This window comes from Spirochaetota bacterium, assembly GCA_026414805.1.
GTDB lineage: Bacteria > Spirochaetota > UBA4802 > UBA4802 > UB4802 > UBA4802.
The window spans coordinates 1-20,712 of sequence record JAOAIH010000023.1 but is presented as its reverse complement, the minus strand read 5'-3'; the positions used below and the strand labels follow the sequence as shown (position 1 = coordinate 20,712).

Annotated in this window: 22 protein-coding genes and 1 tRNA gene; 14 read left to right on the top strand and 9 right to left on the bottom strand. The window is 36.7% G+C overall.

What is annotated here, in order from left to right:
- Positions 1-16 precede the first annotated feature (16 nt).
- A complete protein-coding gene (locus N3F66_06490; protein ID MCX8123796.1) occupies positions 17-943 on the bottom strand; it encodes a YfiM family protein in 927 nt (308 codons plus the stop codon).
- A 344-nt stretch (positions 944-1,287) separates the two neighbouring features.
- On the opposite strand from N3F66_06490, the gene queF reads away from it, so the two are divergent.
- On the top strand, positions 1,288-1,683 hold the full coding sequence (queF, locus tag N3F66_06485; GenBank protein ID MCX8123795.1) for a preQ(1) synthase: 396 nt from the start codon (positions 1,288-1,290) through the stop codon (positions 1,681-1,683).
- Complete coding sequence (locus tag N3F66_06480) at positions 1,676-2,665, top strand: ROK family protein (GenBank protein ID MCX8123794.1); 990 nt, start codon at positions 1,676-1,678, stop codon at positions 2,663-2,665. The genes queF and N3F66_06480 overlap by 8 nt, the downstream gene beginning before the upstream one ends.
- Before the next feature lie 25 nt (positions 2,666-2,690).
- On the opposite strand, the gene N3F66_06475 is transcribed toward N3F66_06480, so the two are convergent.
- From N3F66_06475 to N3F66_06445, 7 genes are all read right to left on the bottom strand, one after another.
- Complete coding sequence (locus tag N3F66_06475) at positions 2,691-3,017, bottom strand: STAS domain-containing protein (protein MCX8123793.1); 327 nt, start codon at positions 3,015-3,017, stop codon at positions 2,691-2,693.
- A gap of 86 nt (positions 3,018-3,103) precedes the next feature.
- Positions 3,104-3,745: a bifunctional precorrin-2 dehydrogenase/sirohydrochlorin ferrochelatase gene (locus N3F66_06470; GenBank protein MCX8123792.1), complete on the bottom strand. Its 642-nt coding sequence runs from the start codon at positions 3,743-3,745 to the stop codon at positions 3,104-3,106.
- Between the two features lie 8 nt (positions 3,746-3,753).
- On the bottom strand, positions 3,754-5,022 hold the full coding sequence (locus tag N3F66_06465) for a radical SAM protein (GenBank protein ID MCX8123791.1): 1,269 nt from the start codon (positions 5,020-5,022) through the stop codon (positions 3,754-3,756).
- A 148-nt stretch (positions 5,023-5,170) separates the two neighbouring features.
- Positions 5,171-6,154 (bottom strand): hypothetical protein, encoded by a 984-nt coding sequence (locus tag N3F66_06460; protein MCX8123790.1) that lies wholly within the window; start codon positions 6,152-6,154, stop codon positions 5,171-5,173.
- On the bottom strand, positions 6,147-7,202 hold the full coding sequence (locus N3F66_06455; protein ID MCX8123789.1) for a radical SAM protein: 1,056 nt from the start codon (positions 7,200-7,202) through the stop codon (positions 6,147-6,149). The genes N3F66_06460 and N3F66_06455 overlap by 8 nt, the downstream gene beginning before the upstream one ends.
- Positions 7,199-8,485: a glutamyl-tRNA reductase gene (gene hemA / locus N3F66_06450; protein MCX8123788.1), complete on the bottom strand. Its 1,287-nt coding sequence runs from the start codon at positions 8,483-8,485 to the stop codon at positions 7,199-7,201. Before hemA ends, N3F66_06455 begins: the two co-directional genes overlap by 4 nt.
- A 6-nt stretch (positions 8,486-8,491) precedes the next feature.
- The gene (locus N3F66_06445; protein ID MCX8123787.1) at positions 8,492-9,319 is read right to left on the bottom strand and encodes a cytochrome c biogenesis protein; all 828 of its coding nucleotides are present in this window, start codon (positions 9,317-9,319) and stop codon (positions 8,492-8,494) included.
- 385 nt (positions 9,320-9,704) lie between these two features.
- Between N3F66_06445 and N3F66_06440 the strand changes: the two genes are divergently transcribed.
- From N3F66_06440 to N3F66_06385, 12 genes are all read left to right on the top strand, one after another.
- A complete protein-coding gene (locus N3F66_06440) occupies positions 9,705-11,075 on the top strand; it encodes a sodium-dependent transporter (GenBank protein MCX8123786.1) in 1,371 nt (456 codons plus the stop codon).
- A 326-nt stretch (positions 11,076-11,401) separates the two neighbouring features.
- On the top strand, positions 11,402-12,388 hold the full coding sequence (locus tag N3F66_06435; protein ID MCX8123785.1) for a hypothetical protein: 987 nt from the start codon (positions 11,402-11,404) through the stop codon (positions 12,386-12,388).
- An 8-nt stretch (positions 12,389-12,396) separates the two neighbouring features.
- Positions 12,397-13,050 (top strand): hypothetical protein, encoded by a 654-nt coding sequence (locus tag N3F66_06430; protein ID MCX8123784.1) that lies wholly within the window; start codon positions 12,397-12,399, stop codon positions 13,048-13,050.
- A 5-nt stretch (positions 13,051-13,055) separates the two neighbouring features.
- Complete coding sequence (locus N3F66_06425) at positions 13,056-13,838, top strand: histidinol-phosphatase HisJ family protein (protein MCX8123783.1); 783 nt, start codon at positions 13,056-13,058, stop codon at positions 13,836-13,838.
- Between the two features lie 8 nt (positions 13,839-13,846).
- A complete protein-coding gene (gene pgeF, locus N3F66_06420) occupies positions 13,847-14,569 on the top strand; it encodes a peptidoglycan editing factor PgeF (GenBank protein MCX8123782.1) in 723 nt (240 codons plus the stop codon).
- A gap of 94 nt (positions 14,570-14,663) precedes the next feature.
- Complete coding sequence (locus N3F66_06415) at positions 14,664-15,578, top strand: hypothetical protein (protein MCX8123781.1); 915 nt, start codon at positions 14,664-14,666, stop codon at positions 15,576-15,578.
- A 258-nt stretch (positions 15,579-15,836) separates the two neighbouring features.
- Positions 15,837-16,364: a hypothetical protein gene (locus N3F66_06410; protein ID MCX8123780.1), complete on the top strand. Its 528-nt coding sequence runs from the start codon at positions 15,837-15,839 to the stop codon at positions 16,362-16,364.
- Positions 16,365-16,514: 150 nt separating this feature from the next.
- A complete protein-coding gene (rpsT, locus tag N3F66_06405; protein ID MCX8123779.1) occupies positions 16,515-16,778 on the top strand; it encodes a 30S ribosomal protein S20 in 264 nt (87 codons plus the stop codon).
- Positions 16,779-16,799: 21 nt separating this feature from the next.
- A complete protein-coding gene (locus tag N3F66_06400) occupies positions 16,800-17,072 on the top strand; it encodes an HU family DNA-binding protein (GenBank protein MCX8123778.1) in 273 nt (90 codons plus the stop codon).
- Between the two features lie 3 nt (positions 17,073-17,075).
- A tRNA-Val gene (locus tag N3F66_06395) sits at positions 17,076-17,148 on the top strand.
- Positions 17,149-17,165: 17 nt separating this feature from the next.
- A complete protein-coding gene (locus N3F66_06390) occupies positions 17,166-18,533 on the top strand; it encodes a TrkH family potassium uptake protein (GenBank protein ID MCX8123777.1) in 1,368 nt (455 codons plus the stop codon).
- A 3-nt stretch (positions 18,534-18,536) separates the two neighbouring features.
- On the top strand, positions 18,537-19,223 hold the full coding sequence (locus N3F66_06385; GenBank protein ID MCX8123776.1) for a TrkA family potassium uptake protein: 687 nt from the start codon (positions 18,537-18,539) through the stop codon (positions 19,221-19,223).
- On the opposite strand, the gene N3F66_06380 is transcribed toward N3F66_06385, so the two are convergent.
- Positions 19,224-20,180 (bottom strand): MBL fold metallo-hydrolase, encoded by a 957-nt coding sequence (locus N3F66_06380; protein ID MCX8123775.1) that lies wholly within the window; start codon positions 20,178-20,180, stop codon positions 19,224-19,226.
- Positions 20,181-20,712: the final 532 nt, after the last annotated feature.

The following is a 20,712-nucleotide window of genomic DNA, read 5'->3' as shown; positions in this document are numbered from 1 at the left end:
AAATAATTTTATAAAATTATATTTTATCTTCTACAAAGTATCCTGCTGGAATATGGTAGTATTTAAATGGTTGTTGCAAAATTTTGCTTGGTTTGCTCTCAGGGTTTTCAAAGAAGTCTTTTACTACTTCCATAAAATTTAGTGATATTCCGTAATACATGCTTCTATAAGGTTCAGCAGTTGTGTTATCCCATCGAACATAATTCCGAGTGAAATAGCCTATATCAAACTGTATATAACGCATAAAGGTTGGGATTTTTATACCTAAATTTTGTAGGCCTGCTAATCTGAAATTAAAAACATATTTTGCCCCACTGTAATCACTGGTCATATGTAAAGGATTTTTACCCCATCGGTCAAAATAGCTTTCCGTTGGCCAGTATTGCCAGCTGAAGCCAATAAGAGAATCCAGAGTAGGGGAATATTCAAGGAGTATTCCAAGGCCTATACCAGCCATATCTGCAACAACATCTTCGTACGAAAATCCATATTTGCCGGTAAACGCATCGCCAACTTCAATAAAAACACCTAAAAATGTAGCTGTAGAAATTGAATAAATCCATTTAGTGCTTTTGCCTTTTTCTGACCAATCATAATAATTATGAAAAACTCTAAATGCCAAATAATGCGCCCACCCGTGGCCTATTTTATCAGCTCCGCCGGAATCTGTATTCTGGCCAAAAAAACCTTCATGTGCCCATCGCCATTCATTTTGTTCTCCCCAGTCCCATGTTTCCATACCATAAATTAATGTAATGGTGGGTACAGCAACAAACATTGCCAGGGTTGGAATTGTTGGCCAGTTACTATCGGTAACTATTGAAGTAGTTGTTGCACTTTGTGGTTGTGATGTCTGATCAACAGAATCCTGAGCAAACAGAGCTGTTGAAAACAGTATAACTATTGTTACAGCAGCACAACGAATAATATTTTTACCAGGCATAGTAGTACTCCATAAATAGAATTATCGTGTTATCAAATGTGTATTGCTATTCCAACTTGTATCCATAGGAAATCTCATTTAATGGATATTATCGTTCATCATCAATTTTGCCAGGTACAATGTAAAAATGATTGCTAAAAGTCAAGATAATATTATAATAAATTCATGCAATTATAATAGTAAAATAAAAGTATTTTATTATTCTAAAGTGTCAAAAAACTGTATTACTCCCTGATGGTTGGAATTGAGCAGAGAAAGAGCAATGCTAAAAAAAAATTAATTGATAAAGTGTGTATGTTGTAGTAATTTCGTACATGTTTACTGAATAAAGTGAAGGTTTGATTATGACAGATTATTCAAAAGCAAAAGATGCACACATTGAAAAAGTTGAAGGGTATGCCTTTGATACCATACCTGCACAGGGCCATCTCCCTCTGGTACAATGGGAATACCCTGAATTTCAGAGTGTATGCCCCATTTCAGGAAGGCATGATCAGGGTACTCTCATTATAACCTATCAGCCAAAAAAACTACTTCTTGAAAGTAAATCCGTTCGTAATTATTTAAGTGCATGGCGCAATAAGTCAATCTGGCAGGAATTTGTCACTGATGTTATTGCGCAGGATTTATTTGATGCAGTAAAACCTGTATGGCTCAAGGTAGAGATTAAATGGGCTCCACGTGGTGGCATTTTTGCAACCACCATATCTGTAAAAGGTAAGGCTAATTACAATGCGTGACTATATTGCTGGTGTAGATATTGGTGGAACAAAGATAATTGTAACAGTGGCAGATGCAGCAGGCATACGAGCCCGTGTGTATCAACATACGCAGCTGGCAGGGGATCCGCTTGCCATTCCAAAACAAGTTTTTAAACTTGTTCAATTGGCTGCGGAGTATGCTAGTATTCAATATGATGAAATTATGTCAGTTGGGGTAGCCACATGCAGTCCTTTTCAGCTGAAAGGTTCGTTTAAAGAAATAGTAGCACCAAATCTTTGTGGTGGTTTAACCGATAGCGGCCGGCTTCCTAATAACTGGAAATCAATCCCTATTGAAGAATTCTTAACAGATTTATATCCTAATTGTATTATTGAAAATGACTGTGTGGCAGCAGTAGTTGCCGAAAAGCTCTTTGGGACTGGAAGGCTATATGATAATCTGGTATACGTTACCTGGAGTACTGGCATTGGAGCAGGAGCCTATGTTGATGGTAAACTGATAAGAGGCAAAAACAGCAATGCACCTCATTTTGGACATATCTATGTTGCCCAAAATGGCCCACAGTGCGGATGTGGCAATTTTGGTGATCTGGAATCAATTGCAAGTGGTACTGCAATTGCCCGCCAGTACGGCGTTTCTTCTGCAAAAGAAGTTTTTGACAACTATAGAAAAGGGGATAGTAAGGCCATAGAAATTATACACAACGCAGCCCGTAATTTGGCAAGAGGCCTTGCATCATTGAATGCGCTGTTTGATACAGAATATATTTCTCTTGGTGGCAGCATCATGAATGACAGTGACATTGTGTTGCCCCTGATTAGGGATGAATTTTATGCATCATTTCCGGTTCTTTCAAGTAATGTTATCATTGAACGAAGTTCTTTGTTTGAATATATTGCTGATATATCATCATTATCACTTGTAATGCCCCCTTCGTGGATTGAGTCATGGAGACAGCATAAGCCATGGCAGCAGGCACCTGAATTGATTACACTGTAATGCTATTTTTGGTAAAATATATAATTTACAAAAGCTTATCTAATGAATCGTGTATATTTAAAAATGAAGTCATTTCGGTTACTGTAAATGTTCGCTTTATCTTTTCATTTACACCTACAGTTGCAAACATGATCTTGTTTTTTTTACAATACAATCGTATTGAAACAAGTATACCTAGGCCTGTAGAATCAATAAAATCAACCTTTGAAAGATTGAGGATTACTCGCTCTTTTTTTTCTTTTTCAATTATAGAAATTATCTTTTTATCAGTATCTAGAGCTTGAGGCGATATTAATTCCCCTTCAATTGATATAATGAGCACTTTGTCTTTTATCTCTTGTGTAATATTCATATATTTACTACCTCATAGTACACAATTGCTGTGGTAAGCCCTTCAATGCAGATTAATATGTATATTCCAAAAAATAAAATCAAGCATTATTTATTGATCATTTTATTCAAAAATTCACGCAGGGTATTTTTTTTATATGCTTCTTTGGCCTGTTCTACAAGTGTGTCATCATTAGCTATCGCTTTCAGAATATCACTTCGTTTTGTCACTTCAAGATGTGCAAAATCTTGTTTTAAGATTCGTCTTATTTCATTCATTACATCAAGCACTATTTCAATATCCTGTGGGATGCTTTGCTCAATCAGCCTTCTTACTTTAGCTGCCATAGCCGGAGAAGCACCACCAGTGGAAACAGCAACAAGAAGCAAACCGCGCGTAAAAAACGATGGTACATAAAATGATGAATTGTCAGGATCATCAACAGCGTTTATGGGAATGTTCAATGCTAAAGCTTCATCAAAAACTTTCCGGTTTATCTCTTTATTATTTGTTGCAGAAAAAACTAACGTAGCACCTTTGCAATCTCCGTACTGGTATGAGCGTTTTTCAATAGTGACCGAAGTGTGTGTGGCTGCAAATTCTTCTAGCTCATGATGAATGTAAGGAGCTATCACCACAACGTGTGCGCCTGCGCTTGTCAGATCTTTTACCTTGCGTAATGCAACCTGACCACCGCCTATAACAACAACACGTTTTCCCTTTATGTTATACATTATTGGATACAGCATAGCATATCCTAGTTTTTTAATTCGGACGGCATTTCAAAATACTCGCCACTTTGTTTTAATTCATCAATTTTTTCTTTTGTAAGTCCAATTTCCTCGTCGGTAAGGTAGCACTGTGGATCTGGTGCCCACGGATCGCCAAACACTCGGTATGCGCGCACTCGCATTGAACCATTACACATTGATTTATACTGACACAGCCTGCAGCGCCCTTTGATATAGTGGGATTTATGTTTTAACCCTTTCATAAGCGGGTCTGATTCATCCATCCATATATCAGCAAATGAGCGCTCTAACACATTGCCAAATGTATAATCCTGCCAAAACTGATCGGGGTGCACGTTTCCCACAAAATCAATGTTAGCTATTCCCACACCTGTTGAATATGCACCTCCGCCATTCCATGTTAACAGTTCTTTTACTTTGTGTGCTTTTTTTTCATCTTTTTGCAAAAGCTTTAAATACAAATACACTCCATCAACATGATTATCCACAGTTAAAATATTAATGTCAAGTCCGCGGGTAAAAAAGTCATTGGTACGTTCAATGATGATGTCCTGTGCTTTCCGCTGCTGGGAGTATGTTAAATCATCAGCAAAAAGGTTACCCCCACGACCCGAGTACACTAGATGATAAAAACATGCGCGGTTAATTCCCTCTTTTTCAATAAAATCAAAGATACGGTGTAGGTCTTCAAAGTTGCGTCGTGTTAATGTCAGTCGCAGTCCAACTCTCTGTCCTACTGCTATGCAGTGTTCAAACCCCTTCATTGCTTTTTTAAATGCGCCATCAACGCCGCGAAATCTGTCATTTACATCCTCCATACCATCAAGGCTAATGCCCACATATACTATGCCTGCATCTTTCATTGCGCGTGCCTTGTCCCTGTCAATTAGTGTCCCGTTGGTAGAAAGCACAGGGCGTATATTTTTATCAGCCGCCCGTTCAATAAGTGTAAAAAGATCTTTGCGCATTAATGGCTCTCCACCAGAAAAAAGCAGTGAAGGGATACTAAACGCAGCTAAATCATCGATAAGCTTTAAACCTTGCTCTGTTGTTAGCTCATCGTATTTGCGGTTGTGCGAATCAGTGTAGCAGTGTACACAGTTTAAATTGCAGGTGCGCGTCACATTCCACACCACAATTGGACGGCGCTGGCTAGCAAGTTCCACGCGTGTGTGTGGCCTGTTGCCGTGGGCATCTGCAGTTGCTTCTGTGCCGTAGCGTAGCCCATCACCCGTAGAAGAGCCTGCGCAGTACAGTTTGCCTATATCAATCATTGTATATTCTCCATCAACAATAGAATTTCACAATGTCATTCTGAAGCACGAAGTGCTGAAGAATCTCGTAATGGAACAACACAATACTTTGCCTTTGGCTCAGGATGAGATGAAATTACTGCTCATAATGACATATACATAATATTTATCAGGATGACGTATAATCCTCAAAATATTTTACCCGTTCCTTCTTAAATTCTTTTAATGAGCGATAGCTCCTGTAATCAGTTTCTGCTATTGCATGAAGCCTTTTAATGATATCAGCCAATTCTTCTTCACTTTTTGCATGAACCATTGCAAATATTGGATATTCCCATGGATGAGGCAATGAACTGCGTATATAAAGGTGTGAAATAGCGTGCTCTTTTGAAAACTCCTGCAGAATGTGCTCTGCATTGCCATTATCTTTCCACACGGTCATTGCATTAGCAACGTAGCCTAATGTATGATGTCGCACCACTGCACGGTATGAGCGCATCACGCCGGCATCACGCAAGCGTGTTCCTGTTGCAAGAACCTCTTCTACTGTAATAGGGATCTTTCTCTCATTTACTATCGCCCTGAAAGGTTCAGAAACAAGTGGAAGGTCATGCTGTAACACCTGTATTGTTTTTTTTACTGTTTCATTTATTTCTATGGATTCACCTGTTTTTATATTGAACTGAATATCGCTTGTATTTATGGAGTCATCTTCAGTGAATCGTGCAGATAATTTTATCATTTTGTCCGCTTTGAAAATATTAAATTTTGTTGCACCTGCCTGTGTGGCACATCGTTCAACGAATGCAACAAAATCAGCTTCTTGTGGCAACGCTAACGTAAACCAGATGTTGTACTCGCCTTCGCGCAGGTAGTTGTGGCTTACTCCTGGTAAAGGATTAATCACACGTACTGCCTGCTCAATTGACTTTTCAGGTACTGCAAACGCCACCAGATTTGACTGATAGCCCAATAGTTTTGCGTTAAAAATACCTGCAATGCTTCGCAATACATTTTGTTCTTTTAATCGTGTAAGTGTTGAAAGTATTTCATCTTCGGAAGTGCCTAACATGTGCGCAATTGTGTTAAAAGGCCTTTGAGTAAGTGGTACCTCAATCTGTATTGTTTTTAACAGTTTCTTCTCATCACACATTGGACATCCTCTTTGGCTGATACATACAGTAAGGTTCTTCGTCCATATAGTCACCGGTTTCATAGTAGGCACGTGCACGGCATCCTGCGCAAAATGGTTTATATTCACATATGCCGCATTTACCTTTTAAATGATTGAGGTTGCGCAAATTGGCAAAAAGCTCGGAGGCTTCCCAGATTTGATTGAATGATGTCTGCAATACATTGCCTGCTACTATCGGTAAATATCCGCAGGGCTGCACATCGCCTCTGTGCGAAATAAAGCATACTCCACTTCCTGCAAGGCACCCGCGTGTCACTGCTGCAAGCCCATCAGTTTCAAAGGTAAGTTGCCTGCCTTCTTTTTTTGCCTCCTGGCGTATGATGCGATAGTAGTGTGGTGCACAGGTTGCTTTAAATTCAATACCTGCTTCTTTGGTTTTATAGTAAAGGGAGCGCAGCACCTCTTCGTACTGTTCTTTTGAAAGCATATCAGTATCAGCAATTTCAACGCCGCAACCAACCGGCACCAGCATAAACACATGCAGCGCAGCAGCATGTGTGGCTTTGGCAAGTTGCAATATCGCATCAATAGTGGCAACATTTCGCTTTGTGATGGTTGTATTGAATTGAAATGGAACACCCGCTTTAAATAAAAACTGTGCGCCTTTAAGCGCACTATCAAATGAACCAGGTATTCCTCTAAAAGAATCGTGGGTATGTGCATCAGGGCCATCAATGGAAATACTTACACGCTGGAATCCAGCGTCTTTGATTTGTTGTGCAATAGTATTGTCTATAAGTGTGCCATTGGTTGCAAGTGCTATCGGTAACCCTTTGAAATGTATATAGCGTGCAATATCAAATAAATCCTTACGGTATAATGGCTCACCACCGGTTAACACTATAATGGGGCGATAGTTACTGGCAATAGTATCAATGACTGAACAAATTTGTTCAGTTGTCAGTTCATTGATGTATTCTTTGTCAAAGCTTTCAGCTCTGCAGTGTGCACAGCGCAGGTTACAGCGCTTTGTGAGCTCCCAGAATATAAGGCGAAGGCCATTCATAATTTAAAAATCTCCCGCAATAGCTTTGCTTTTTCCCTTGCTTCTTTTGTGTGATAGTTAGTTCCAAGCTCTTTAATATACGAAATAGGTATATGAAGTGTCTTTGTCATAATCTGTCGAGTGAGCTCTTCGATGATTTCAAAATCGCTATCATCTAAATGCTTGAGTTTACGGCGTCGGTATTTTTTGAGCTCTTCATTCCGGATAGTTTCAAAGGTTTGTTGTATTTTTGTAATTAATGGTACTATCTGCAGGCTATCGTACCAGTTCATGAATTCTTCAGTATCGGCATCTATCATTTCAAGAGCTAGTTTAGTTTCGTTGAGGCGACTTTTTAGATTTTCATCAGCGATGGATTTTAAATCATCAATGTTATAAAGAAATACATCGTGTATTGCGCCTGCTGCAGGTTCAATATTCCGTGGAACGGCAATATCAATAAGAAAAAGTGGCTGTGTACGTTTTTTTACTGCTTCCTGTATCATCTCTTTTGTCAACATAAAGTGATGAGCCCCTGTTGAGGTTATTATTATATCAACAGTGGGGATAGTTTCAATAATTTCTGAAAGTGTAATTATGGTCGCATCACGGTTTATTTCATTGGCAATTCGTTGAGCATTATGTAATGAACGGTTAGCCAGTGTTATAGATCCAATCTTAAATTTTGTTAAGTATTTCAAGATAAGTTCAGCCATCTCACCGGCACCAATTAAAAGGACAGATTGTTTGGAAAGATCTTCAAATATTTTCTTTGCAAGTTCCACGGCAATAAATGCAATAGATAAAGGATTGCGAGCAATCTCAGTTTGGGTGCGCACACGTTTTGCAGTTCTGAATGCCTGGTGAAATAGCTTATTTAAGATAGTACCTGTTGCATTATGTTGTGTTGCCCACCTGTACCACTCCTTGACTTGACCAACAATTTCATTTTCGCCAACAACCATTGAATCAAGCGATGAGGCAACGCATAACAGGTGCCGTACTGCTTCCTTGTGATATTTTTTATATAATACTGGTTCAAAATGTTCACGGGTTAATCCGGCAAATTGCTCTAAAAGCCGTAATACTGATTGAGTTGCTTCTTCAATATTTGAAGAAACATAGTACAATTCCATTCTGTTGCAGGTTGCAATGTATACCATTTCAAGAATATTAGCATCTTTTGCGTTTTGTACAAACAAATCCAGTGCGTTAGGATCAAACGCAAAACACTCACGTGTTTCAACCGGAGCCGTTTTATGGCTCATGCCTACCATGCCAATGTGTGGTACATATTCTTTCACGGAAAGTTACCTGAAGCTGTGAAATCCGGTGGTAATGATAACATTGCCAGCAATAAAAACAGTCAGTAAAACAACAAATGATACTATAGTAATAATACTGAGATAATAATTGCTTGTAAGGTGTGATTTGCTCAAAATCCACAATATAAAAAGTACCCCCCATGCTACATACATTAATATTTCTTTTGGTGTGCCAAATGAAATGGTACCATAAAATTGAACAACCATGATAATGCCAAAAATAATTCCAGCACTGAAGAAGAACAATGAACGAGACAGTGAAAAGGCTGTTAAATTGCTTAATACAGTAAGGCTTGGCAATCGATTGACATATTGCAAAGAGGATTTTTTTTGTAGTTGCCAAGATACAATTATATAAAGAATGGATGAAGCAAACCCTATAAAGAATAGCACCTCTCCCAGTAATGCAAGTATTATATGAAAAATCATGAAGTTATGACCGGGATCAACTATCATATATCGTGGTGAGGTATAAAAGAACAATGAAAACGTATATAAAATTGTAGTAATAGGCACAAGTATTGCACTTATGGACCTGAAATCGTTTTTCCATTTAGAAAACGCCATGTAAAGTATTAAGACAGTTAAAAAAATAATTATTAAATAAAAGAATAATGAAATATGAAAATAATTAAAATTATTAATAAATCTATCTGCGATAATAAAACCACCTATTAGTAGTACAATCAGTATAATTGCCATGGATAATTTGGTAATAAAAATATATGCGGGAATATCCCTGTGGACCGATAGTATACTGAAAACAGAAGCGGTCATAAATAATATAAATAGTAATCCTAAAAAAATTATCATATTCCCTCAATGCTAATAATGCAAAGTATATATCAATTTTAAGACAATTCATACATAAAGCTGTGTATAGATAGTGTCAAGAACTATTGGAATAAAAGGATAGTGCTTGTTAGTTATTGCAAATTTTAGAATTTAAAAAAAATATTGCAATATTAATCATATAGCAATCTATTTTGCCTGTAGTTACAGTATTTAAAAAGTTACAAAAGTTACAATAGTAGATTTTTACTATACATCGTTGGATAAGGTTGATATTGTTTGTTTACAGGTCATAAGTGTAGCGTATGAGTTTTTTTTGTTCGATAATTACTTTTATTCTAAGTGAATACATGAAGATAACATAAGAATGTGCAAAGTAGTTTATTTCATTTAGGAGGGAACACTAATGGCAAATAGGGAACACTGGGGCTCAAAAATTGGATTTGTGCTGGCTGCGGCTGGTTCTGCAATTGGGTTGGGTAATGTATGGAAATTTCCATATGTTACAGGTGCAAATGGAGGAGCAGCTTTCGTGTTTGTATATCTGGTCTCAGTACTTATATTGGGTTTGCCAATAATGATTGCCGAACTTGTAATAGGGCGCCATACAGAAAAAGACCCTGTTGGTGCATTTAAGCAAATAGCGGGTGGTACAACATGGGAATTTGTTGGGTATTTAGGGGTACTATCGGGATTTTTTATCTTGTCTTTCTGCAGTGTTGTTGGTGGATGGACAATAGGGTATATAGTAAAAAGTATAACTGGATCCATGTCTACTGTTACTGAAACTTCCCAGGCAGCAGTGGTGTTTAAGGAGTATGTTGCCAATCCGTATCTTTCAATATTGTATCATGTATTGTTTATGCTTTCATGCATGTATATTGTTATAAAAGGTATAAAAAATGGTATTGAAAAGTGGAGCAAAATTCTGATGCCCATGTTGTTTTTGATTTTAATTGTACTCATTGTTCGTGGCATAACAATGGAAGGGAGTCTTGAAGGAATTATTTTCTTTTTAAATCCCGATTTTTCAAAGATAACAATAGATTCTGTACTTTCGGCGTTGGGGCAGTCTTTTTTTAGTTTAAGCTTAGGTATGGGTGCAATGATTACTTACGGAAGCTATCTTTCGCGAAAAGATAAAATCTTGCATTCAGCATTGTGGATAGTGGTGCTTGATACATTAGTTGCAATCCTTGCAGGGCTTGCAATTTTTCCTTCAGTATTTGCGATGTCGCTATCGCCCCAAGAAGGTCCAGGGCTTATATTTCATGTAATTCCAGCAGTGTTTGCCCGTATGCCTCTGGGTCAGTTTTTTGAATTTTTGTTTTTTGTACTTCTTTTCATTGCTGCACTTACTTCAGGAATTTCTTTGCTTGAAGTTGTTGTTGCATATATTACCGATGAAAAAGGATGGAGCCGAAATAAAGCTGTTCTTATTATGGGCAGCATAATCACCTTATTAGGAATACCTTCAGCTCTATCATTTGGAACTTTGCGCGAATTTACAATACTCAACAATACGTTTTTTGATTTTATGGATAAATTAACATCAAATTACATGCTTCCAATTGGAGGGTTTTTTATTGCTATTTGTTTGGGGTGGAAATATGGACTGGAAAATACCATTCATGAACTTGACCCGGATACACGGATTATTTCGCTTAAAGAACTATGGGCATTCATGATTAAATTTGTGTCGCCATTTATTCTCTTTATAGTGTTTTTTATGCTTATAAAAGATGATATCATGGTACTTCTTTCTAAAATTTTTTAAATTTTTATTTGACTCTTTGTTTCTGTTTTTGTATTATAAATAGTGATGCTACTCAGTGAGTAGTTACCTTCCAACATAATCCGCTAATGATATTGACGGTTCCGTAAGGGATCGTCTTTTTTATTTATAGGGTTGGCTTTGGTGAACTATTCACACAAACAATGTTTCAAGGTAACATTATATCTAATGTATAACAATGTATGTCTTTGTAAGTAGTGTATTACCTTTATCACAGTAAAGGTACTTTGCAATTATAGACAATTAAAAAAAATTAAATATTGACAAAATTTTGTAAAAGGATTTAATTATAGGTGAGGGTGGTTTGCGTGAGCACTGAGGACATCATCATATTTACAAAAGAAGAAGAAGATCTCGTTGCACAATTAAAGAATGCAATTAAGGATAAGTATTATTCAGAGTATACTCTTATAGAAAAACATACGGAAGCGTTGCGCAGTTTAGTTGCCTCCATATCCATGTATCCTTCTTTGCTGGATCCTCAGCGGCTGAGTAATCAGAAAAGAACTATGGAAAGCTTACTTGACAAGTTATGTTCAAAATCTATACCGGATATGATTTTGCATATACCTACTAAAGCAATCTTAGGGCGTGCATTTACCATTGCAAAGATCAATTTTTTTATAATGCTGTGGTATATTATACGTGATAAACAAGAATATGTTTCATTCCTTGATATGCTACTTTCCTGTATTGCATCCAATGTATTTATGTTGACAGCTGAAGAAGTTTACACTTCGATAATAGAGGATGATGCTCTGTCTCAGAATATACGCCACAATGCAGCATATCTTTTGGCACGCACATGGGAGCACAGGCTTGATTATGGAGTAGCTGAATTTGCACCAATACTACTAAATTTGTGGAAAGCACGGGAACGTCTTATTCCAAACTTTGGTACTATGATGGGTTTTGCCGAATTGTGCATGCTTTCCGAACATACATCACCATTATGGCTTGATTATTTGCAGCGTGATACAATAACTGAAGATGAGGTATATGCTGTTGAAGAGTTTATTTTTGATCTAAGTTATGAGGAGATAGTTTTTGTAAGAGATTATCTTGAAAAACATAATAAAATGACTGTGTGTAGGGAAGAATTGCCATCAATTTTGCAAAAAACACATATCCCGGAGTATCAGGGACAGGATCCCAGAGAGTTGTACAGATCGTTCAGGGACCGAAAAATCAATTCTAGGTTTAGGGCTCGTTCCAGGTTACAGGGCCCCAAAAAAACGCTTGAAGAATATTTGATGTGCTTTTTATTGTCATCACGTACTATGGTTGAGTATTAGGTGTTTTTATGTTTGATATATATGAATCACATGAATACAGGCCACCAATATTTGATAATATGCAGATGGAAATCAGTGATATCGATAATGATATTACTACTGATATTGACAATCTTTTGGCAAACCGATTTGATTCATTATATCTAAAAGATATATACAAAAAGCAGCATGTTGCTGTGGAAATTATTTATCCTAGAATTCAATATAATCATCATAAGGTATTACTCAAATCACCTGACTATTTCAGATTTTTACTGTCGTTGTATCCATTTGTAAGCGATCTGGAGAATGTTGCAAAGATTGTTATACGTCCACGTCATGTAGTGCTTGGCAATGTTGAGCTTATGGCTTTATATCTCCATAAAAAAAAGATTCTGGTTATCTATCTCCATCAGCCACACTTTTATTCATTAAAAACGTCACGGTTTGCTCAGTTTGCTGAATTTACACCATTGGCTCATTTATTACAGTCAAAAGTCATTACCACTCAAAATAATGAAAATGATCCATATCTCATTCCACCGTTGTGGTATATGCTATCGCTTATAGAAGCTTCTTATTCAGATAAAGTTGACAAGTTTTTATTGCGATGTGATACAACATCAAAACTGCAGACTGCATTGGATGAGATATCGTTCTTTTATAAACGTCATGGATATTAATATCAATGGTTGATTATCATGTACATACTTACCTGTGCGACCATGCTTCAGGTACACCGCAAGACTATATTGAAAAAGCAATAGAAGCAGATTTATATGAAATTGGTTTTTCAGACCATGCACCACTGCCCCTGCTACTTAGACAAAACATCACTATGGAGCCGGAAGAAGCTGAAGAATATGTTTTGATGTTATATAAATTATGTGATAAATATCCAGTGGCAGTAAAGATTGGCTTTGAAGTGGATTATCCATTGCATCCTACGTTTGAAACGCGCTTTTTACATGACAGGCGAATAGATTACATTGTGGGCTCATGCCACTTTATTGGCGACTGGCCATTTGACCACCCATCCTTTATTGAAGAATATACCAGGCGGGATATAAATAAGGTATATCAAGATTATTATCGTATTGTGTATGATATGGTTGCTACAGGGTTGTTTGATATTGTTGGGCATTTTGACCTGGTAAAAAAGTTTGGCTATAGGGCAACAGCTGATATGAGTAAACACATAGATCCAATATTGCAACTTGCTGCTAGGCAAAAAACAGCCATTGAGATAAATACTTCAGGATGGCGAAAACCTGTTAATGAAGTGTACCCTTCCTTTGATATAATCCAGAAGATGTATGAATACAATGTCCCAATCACATTGGGTTCAGATGCTCATGCACCTGAGGAAGTGGCATATAATTTCAGTGAGGCATTGAGTCTTATAAAAAAAGCAGGGTATAAAAAAATAGTAGGGTATAGAAAAAGAAAACAATATCCAATATCATTGTGAACGTATCTATGATAAATCTTGTTAAGGACTCACAACACATTTATAGAATTTATGGATTGTGTGGATTACAGGCAGGTATCATTGCAAAGGCTGCCAATAGGGTTGATTATAACAGCACTATGGTTGAAATACGAAGCAATGAAAAGATGCTTATATATAAAGCTACCGGGATTTTGCCAGAACATATCGTCATGCTTGATCAGGTGCATGGCTGTGATATTGTTGAAATATATCAGCATCCCCGTATAGATGAACCATTTGTAGCAAAGGCTGATGGATTTTTAACTATGGTACATGGTGTTTGCCTTGTTATACGCACAGCAGATTGTGTGCCAGTAATATTGTTTGATGCTGAAAATGGAGTAGTTGCAGCGCTGCATTCAGGATGGAGGGGTTGTGCGCAGAATATTACAAGGGAAGGCATTCAGTTAATGATTAAAAAAGGTTCACGCCCGGAGTCATTATATGTTCTAATACTACCTTCAATTGGACCTCAATCGTATGAAATTGGACAGGATGTTGCCTCTCAATTTGATGGGTATGTCATTAAAAGAGACGGGAGACTGTACTTAAATATGTGGCAACATATTAAAGATTCAGCCTTGCAGTGTGGCATTCCTGATTTGCATATATTTATATCAAATTTATGTACATTTCAGAATAATAATGATTTTTTTTCGCACAGAAGAGGCGATAAAGGTAGAAACTTGAATTTTGTGTATTTGTCTTGACTATATAAATTTTTTTAATCATACAAAAAGAAAAAATTTTGCATTTTTTTATAAATTAAAAGATAATATAAATATTCTCACATTGGAGGAAAGTATGCAGCAACTTCAGCTGTCAAAATTGCTTAATACTCATGACCATGTAAAAACCCTTGAAGAAATCAGAAAAATTTATTCAAAATATTATATAGGTTTTGAAAAAATCTCCTCATGTTTTTTTCACATACAGAATTTATTTGAAGGCAAATTCCCAGGATATCAAAAGTGTAATACGCAATACCATGATTTTCAACATACTGTCGATGCTACCGTTGCTGCAATACGGATACTTGATGGATATAATATAAAGCGAAAAATCCTTGCACAGGATATGGCATATTCATTAATTTTGGCATCGCTCCTTCATGATGTTGGCTATATTCAAGAAGATTGGGATACCGAAGGAACTGGAGCAAAATATACTGCAGTCCATGTTCAACGAAGTGTTGATTTTTTAAAGAAACATTATAAAACATTGGGTATTGATGAACAATTTATCCCTATTATTTCTTTATGTATACAATCAACAGGCCTTTCAGCAAAATTTGAAACCATGGAATTTGTTTCAAAGGAACATACACTGGCTGGAGCAATGATGGGTACCGCTGACCTTTTAGGTCAGATGTCCGATAGGGAGTATCTGGAAAAACTGCTCTTTTTATATTATGAATTCAAGGAAGCAGGCATCCCTGGATATGCTACCGAATATGATATAATCCGTAAGACCGTTGATTTTTATGTAATGACAGTTAAACGCATGAAAAGCACGCTGCTCAATGTACAGCAATATTGTCTTTACCATTTTGATACACACTATGGCATTCACAGCAATCTGTATATGGTGGCAATAAACAGGAATATACGATACATTAAAAAAATAATTGCCGATGAATCCACCAATTTTCGCCACAAATTGAAGCGTGGTGACCAGTACCAGCTTCACATGCTATCCCAAAAAACGCTCCATCATTGATAATTGTAAACATCTATTTATTAATTTTTTCAGGGCGTGCCCCCTAACGGGGTCGGGCTACTACGGGCTTCGGCTTAAAGCCTTCGGCCACGGGCGCAATGTGTTTACATAATAGCTGCAGCGCGCCCGTGGCTGCCAAAAGGCACCCTTCGTATCCCTCACGCGTGATAAAAGGTGTGAACAAGAAAAATGTTTGACATTAATTATCAATTGGATGATATTTAATAATAATCGTTGGATTGGAGCAGGTAATCGTTTATGAAACGAACAGTAAGCATGATGATAATGCTAAGCATTGCGTGTATGGTAGCGCAGGTATGGGCGTATGTTGGTATTGACGTGCAGAAGTGGGAAGTAAATGAAAACGATGTTATAAAGCTCTATGTTCAAAAAGCACCTTTTAAAAAATATTCACTTAGCCAACTGCAGGGATATTCCAACAAATTACTTAACTATATACTTGCTATTGATGAAAATTATAAAACAAAAGTTAGTATTGTCAGGGTTACGGGCGAAATTACAAGAGATTTCATGTTTATCGATAACAAATTATATGTTGTCACTGATTATCTGCAAAAACCCTCCATGGATTCTATTACAGGAGCTATCGCCCAATTAGAAAAAAAATATGGATATCCCCAAAAACAAAGTGAAGGTGCAACCACAACCTGTACCTTTACCAAGGATGATACAAAAATTATTGCCATAGCTGAAAATAAAGGTAAAATTTATTCGCTAACAGTCTATTATTATTATAAGAATTTATTCCGTAGTCTGATGCAATAAACTTGGGTATACATTATAAATAGTATTATTTTTATAAAAAAATTTATTAAATTCTTGACACATTGTGATAGAATTTGTTTATATCCATTTCATTAAATCCTTAAAAAAGTGCAATTATATCAATAATCATATAGTAACGAGGGTACAACATTGGCTAACATAAAATCAGCGGAAAAAAGGAACAGGCAGAACCAAAAGCGAAGACAGCGAAATTCGCAGGTCAAATCATCTATCAGAACTGCTGAAAAGAAGGTGCGTAAACAATTAGAAAGTCAGTCAAAAGAAGCTGTGCCTGCTTTGTTCAAAGAATTTGTGAAGAAAATAGATACTGCAGCACGCAAAGGAATAATTCATTGGAAAACAGCTGCACGTAAGAAATCCCGTTTGGCAAAGAAGGTTAATGCTGCGTTATAATCGTGCAGGCAGGAGTATTTTTTGACCAAACATGAAATCATAACACGATTACATCTTAAATTTGGTATTCCCCGTGAAGTAGTGCAACTGATAGTTGATGGATTTGTTGATGAAATTGTAGCATCAGTTCAAAAAGGGGAAAAGGTAACTATTAAAGGTTTTGGTGTTTTTTCAAGAATCAAGCAATCAGAAAGGAAGGTATATTCTCCTATTGCGCAGCGAGAGATTACAATACCTTCTCGCTATGTAATAGATTTTAAATCAAGCAAGCTCACTGATATTGAGCAAAGATAAAGGGGGCGCTTAGCTCAGCTGGGAGAGCATCTGCCTTACAAGCAGAGGGTCAGAGGTTCAAATCCTCTAGCGCCCAAAAAAGAAGGGTATACAGTGTATACCCTATTTTATAAGTATATGAAAAAGCCACAGGAATATCTTTCGCCTATTGATAAGGTCCTTTTGAGCTTTATTGTATTAATTTTTGCTGGAGCCTTTTTACTCTGCCTCCCAATCTGCACTAACAAAACTATTACTTTCATTGATGCGTTATTTACCTCAACCTCTGCTGTATGCGTTACCGGCCTAGTAGTTCTTGATACAGCAAAGGATTTTACATTTATTGGACAGGTTGTAATTATACTGCTGATACAGTTAGGTGGACTGGGAATTATGACATTTTCAGTTGCCTTGCTATCGCTCATGGGTGGAAGTGTTTCCATTAAATGGCGTTTTACACTCCAAAATATGTACAGCGAAGTATCAAAGCTTCCCATAAGGAATATTCTTGGAAGAATTGTTATTTATACATTTACTATTGAATCGATAGTTGCAATCATCCTTTTTACACAATTTATTAAAACATTCCCTTTGCCTGATGCTGTGTGGCATTCAGTGTTTCATTCAATTTCTGCCTTCTGTAATGCAGGATTTTCAACATTCAGCAATAACCTTATGGATTATAATAGCAATAGCATTGTTGTAATAAGTATTGCTGTTGATATTATTTTGGGTGGCATTGGTTTTTTAGTAATGAGCGAACTGTTTACTTCAAGAAGCCTTAACATAAATAAAATGTGGAAGACGTTAACGTTGCATACACGTATTGTGCTTTTTACAACGGTTTTGTTGATAGCTGGTGGTATGGTTCTTTTTTTTGTGCTTGAATTCAATGGCATTTTGCAAAATATGAGCTTTAAGGAAAAATTGTTAGCATCTTTTTTTCAATCAGTTACTGCACGTACTGCAGGTTTTAATACAGTGGATATTGGAGGATTGCGCGAGGCTACCTGCCTGGTATTGATATTTCTTATGTTCATTGGTGGTTCACCAGGTTCAATTGCTGGTGGTGTAAAAACTAGTACATTTGCAATATTGTGGTTGTTTTTAACTTCACGGCTAAAAGGTTTGCGGCAGATTATAGTTTGGGAAAGAGCATTGGCATTTGACAATGTAGAAAGAGCTATTACTCTTGTTGTAGTTTCAGGTTTGTTTATATTTTTTGCCACATTTATCCTTGTAGCTCTCCCAACTTTACCAACAGGTGAATTTTTGCAGTCATTTTTTGAAGTGACATCAGCATTTGGTACTGTAGGATTATCCATGGGAATAACTCCAAAAACATTGCCAATTGAAAGAATAATTTTGTGTATTGTTATGTATACAGGTAGGTTAGGACCGTTGACATTAATATCAGCATTGACTTTACGAAGAAAAACTATTAATATTCGTTATGCTGAAGATCATATAATGATAGGATAGCGTATGAAAAAATATTTTGTTATTGGGTTGGGTAACTTTGGGTTTAATATAGCCAAAGCACTTGAAGAAAATGGCTGTGAAGTGCTTGGCATGGATATTGATAAAGAACTTGTCCAGAGAGCAAAAGATTTTATTAGCCATGCTATAATAGGAGATGCATCAGATAGGGAGGTGCTTGAGTCGCTTGCCATAAGTGATTTTGACGGTGCTGTTATCAGTATTGGACAGGATATGGCGGCAAGTATATTGATAGCATTATATTTAAAAGAAATTGGCATGCAAAAAATTATTGTGAGAGCTATCTCCGAAGATCATGGCAAGATTCTAACGCTCATTGGTGTTGATACTGTTGTATTCCCTGAACGAGATATGGCAATTCGCCTTGCAAGTAAGCTGGCGTTAAAAAATGCTATGGACTATCTTCCCCTTACTGAAGAGTACGGTATACTTGAAGTTAAGCCACCAGCAAGTTTCATAAATAAATCTTTGAAAGACCTGAAATTAAGTACTCGTTATGGATGCCAGGTTATAGGGCTTAAGTATTATACTAATGGGAATTATAACGATGTAAGTGAAAAAAATGCTCAGATTAAAATAGCACCAACTGCTGATGATGTTGTAACCGAACATTCGGTTATGGTTGTTATTGGCAAGTTGAGTGATATTGAGCGCTTGCAAAATGCTGATTAACTATATTTCTATTTCCATTCCTTCACGAGCAATATCAATAGTAAGTTTGCTCCTGCGCGCTGGATTTATTCCAAGATAGAGTTTTGCATTTGATAAAACTGCATCTAATTTATTATCATTGTAATCTGGTTCATGGTGAAATAGTATCAATCGTTTGATATTGAACATTGCAGCAATATCAATTGCGATAGAAGCTGATGAATGCCCCCAATCAACTTTATTTATTGATTCTTCAAAGGTGTACTGGGTATCAAAAACACATACATCAGCATTTTCAAAAAAATCTTTATATGAATCGATTTTATCAATTTCATCTATATTAAATTCGCAATCACTAGTGAATACAAAAGACTTTCCATTTTCTTCAAACCTAAAACCAAACGAACCTCCAGGATGACGCATACGTTTGTTCTTAATTTTGACATCGTTTATATATATTTCACCTTCTTTTGGTATAATAAAAAATTCTTTTTGAGCAAGCATGTACTCAAGGTTAATTGGGAAGTGAGTAAAAACCTGCTGGTATTCAATACGTTCTTTGATGTCATCATAGGGGGAATATATATTAAAACGGTTTCCTTTTATGTAGAAAGGTGCAAAGAATGGTATGCCTTGTATATGATCCCAGTGTGTGTGGGTAAGTAAAATAGTGGCAAATCCTTTGCCTTTGCCAAAATCACCTTGTAATAGTTCGTTGCCAAGATGTTTTAAACCAGTGCCACAGTCAATAATGATTAAATCGTCAGAAGCAGTTCTGATTTCAAGAGTTGTTGTATTGCCTCCATAAGTCCCCACTATTGATGTTGGCAGTGAATCTAAGAATGTATCAATAGATTCATCGTTTGCAATGTCTTTTGGAGTTGCAAGTTTGAGAGCTTGCTTTATTTTATCACGTATAGTTAAAGAACTCAGGGTAGTTGGTATTGAGCCTCTAACTCCCCAAAATTTGACTTTCATAGTATAGCCTCATTAGCTTTCTTTTGTGTATATATAATATCGTGGATTTTACGAGATTCAAGAATAATTTTATTACATAAGGTCTGTTGTATAGGCTCTGACCCTCAATCACTTTGTGAACCCTGCGTCCTCAGCGTGATTCATTATTTTATTTCACGCAGAGAGCGCAGGGTTCGCAGAGATGGAGAGTGTTTAGGCTTTTATCCCTGATAAGTAAATAGGTATGGGTTTTTGTGGTTTAGTTGAGGCTCTGACCCCTAAATCAAATTTCTCCAATAACTTTGCGCACTCTGCGTGATGTATCATTATATTTCACGCAGAGATCGCAGAGAACACGGAGATTAGGAATTAAGGCTCTGATCCCAAATTTTGCTATCCCTCCCATAACTCTGTGTACTCAGCGCACCCTGCGTGATGTATCATTTTACCAATTGGCTCTGACCCCATACTTTTTTATTTTTTTACAAAATTGCCAATTTTTTATCAAAAATCTTTTATTTTTTTTAAACTGCCGCGTTTATATATACAGAAA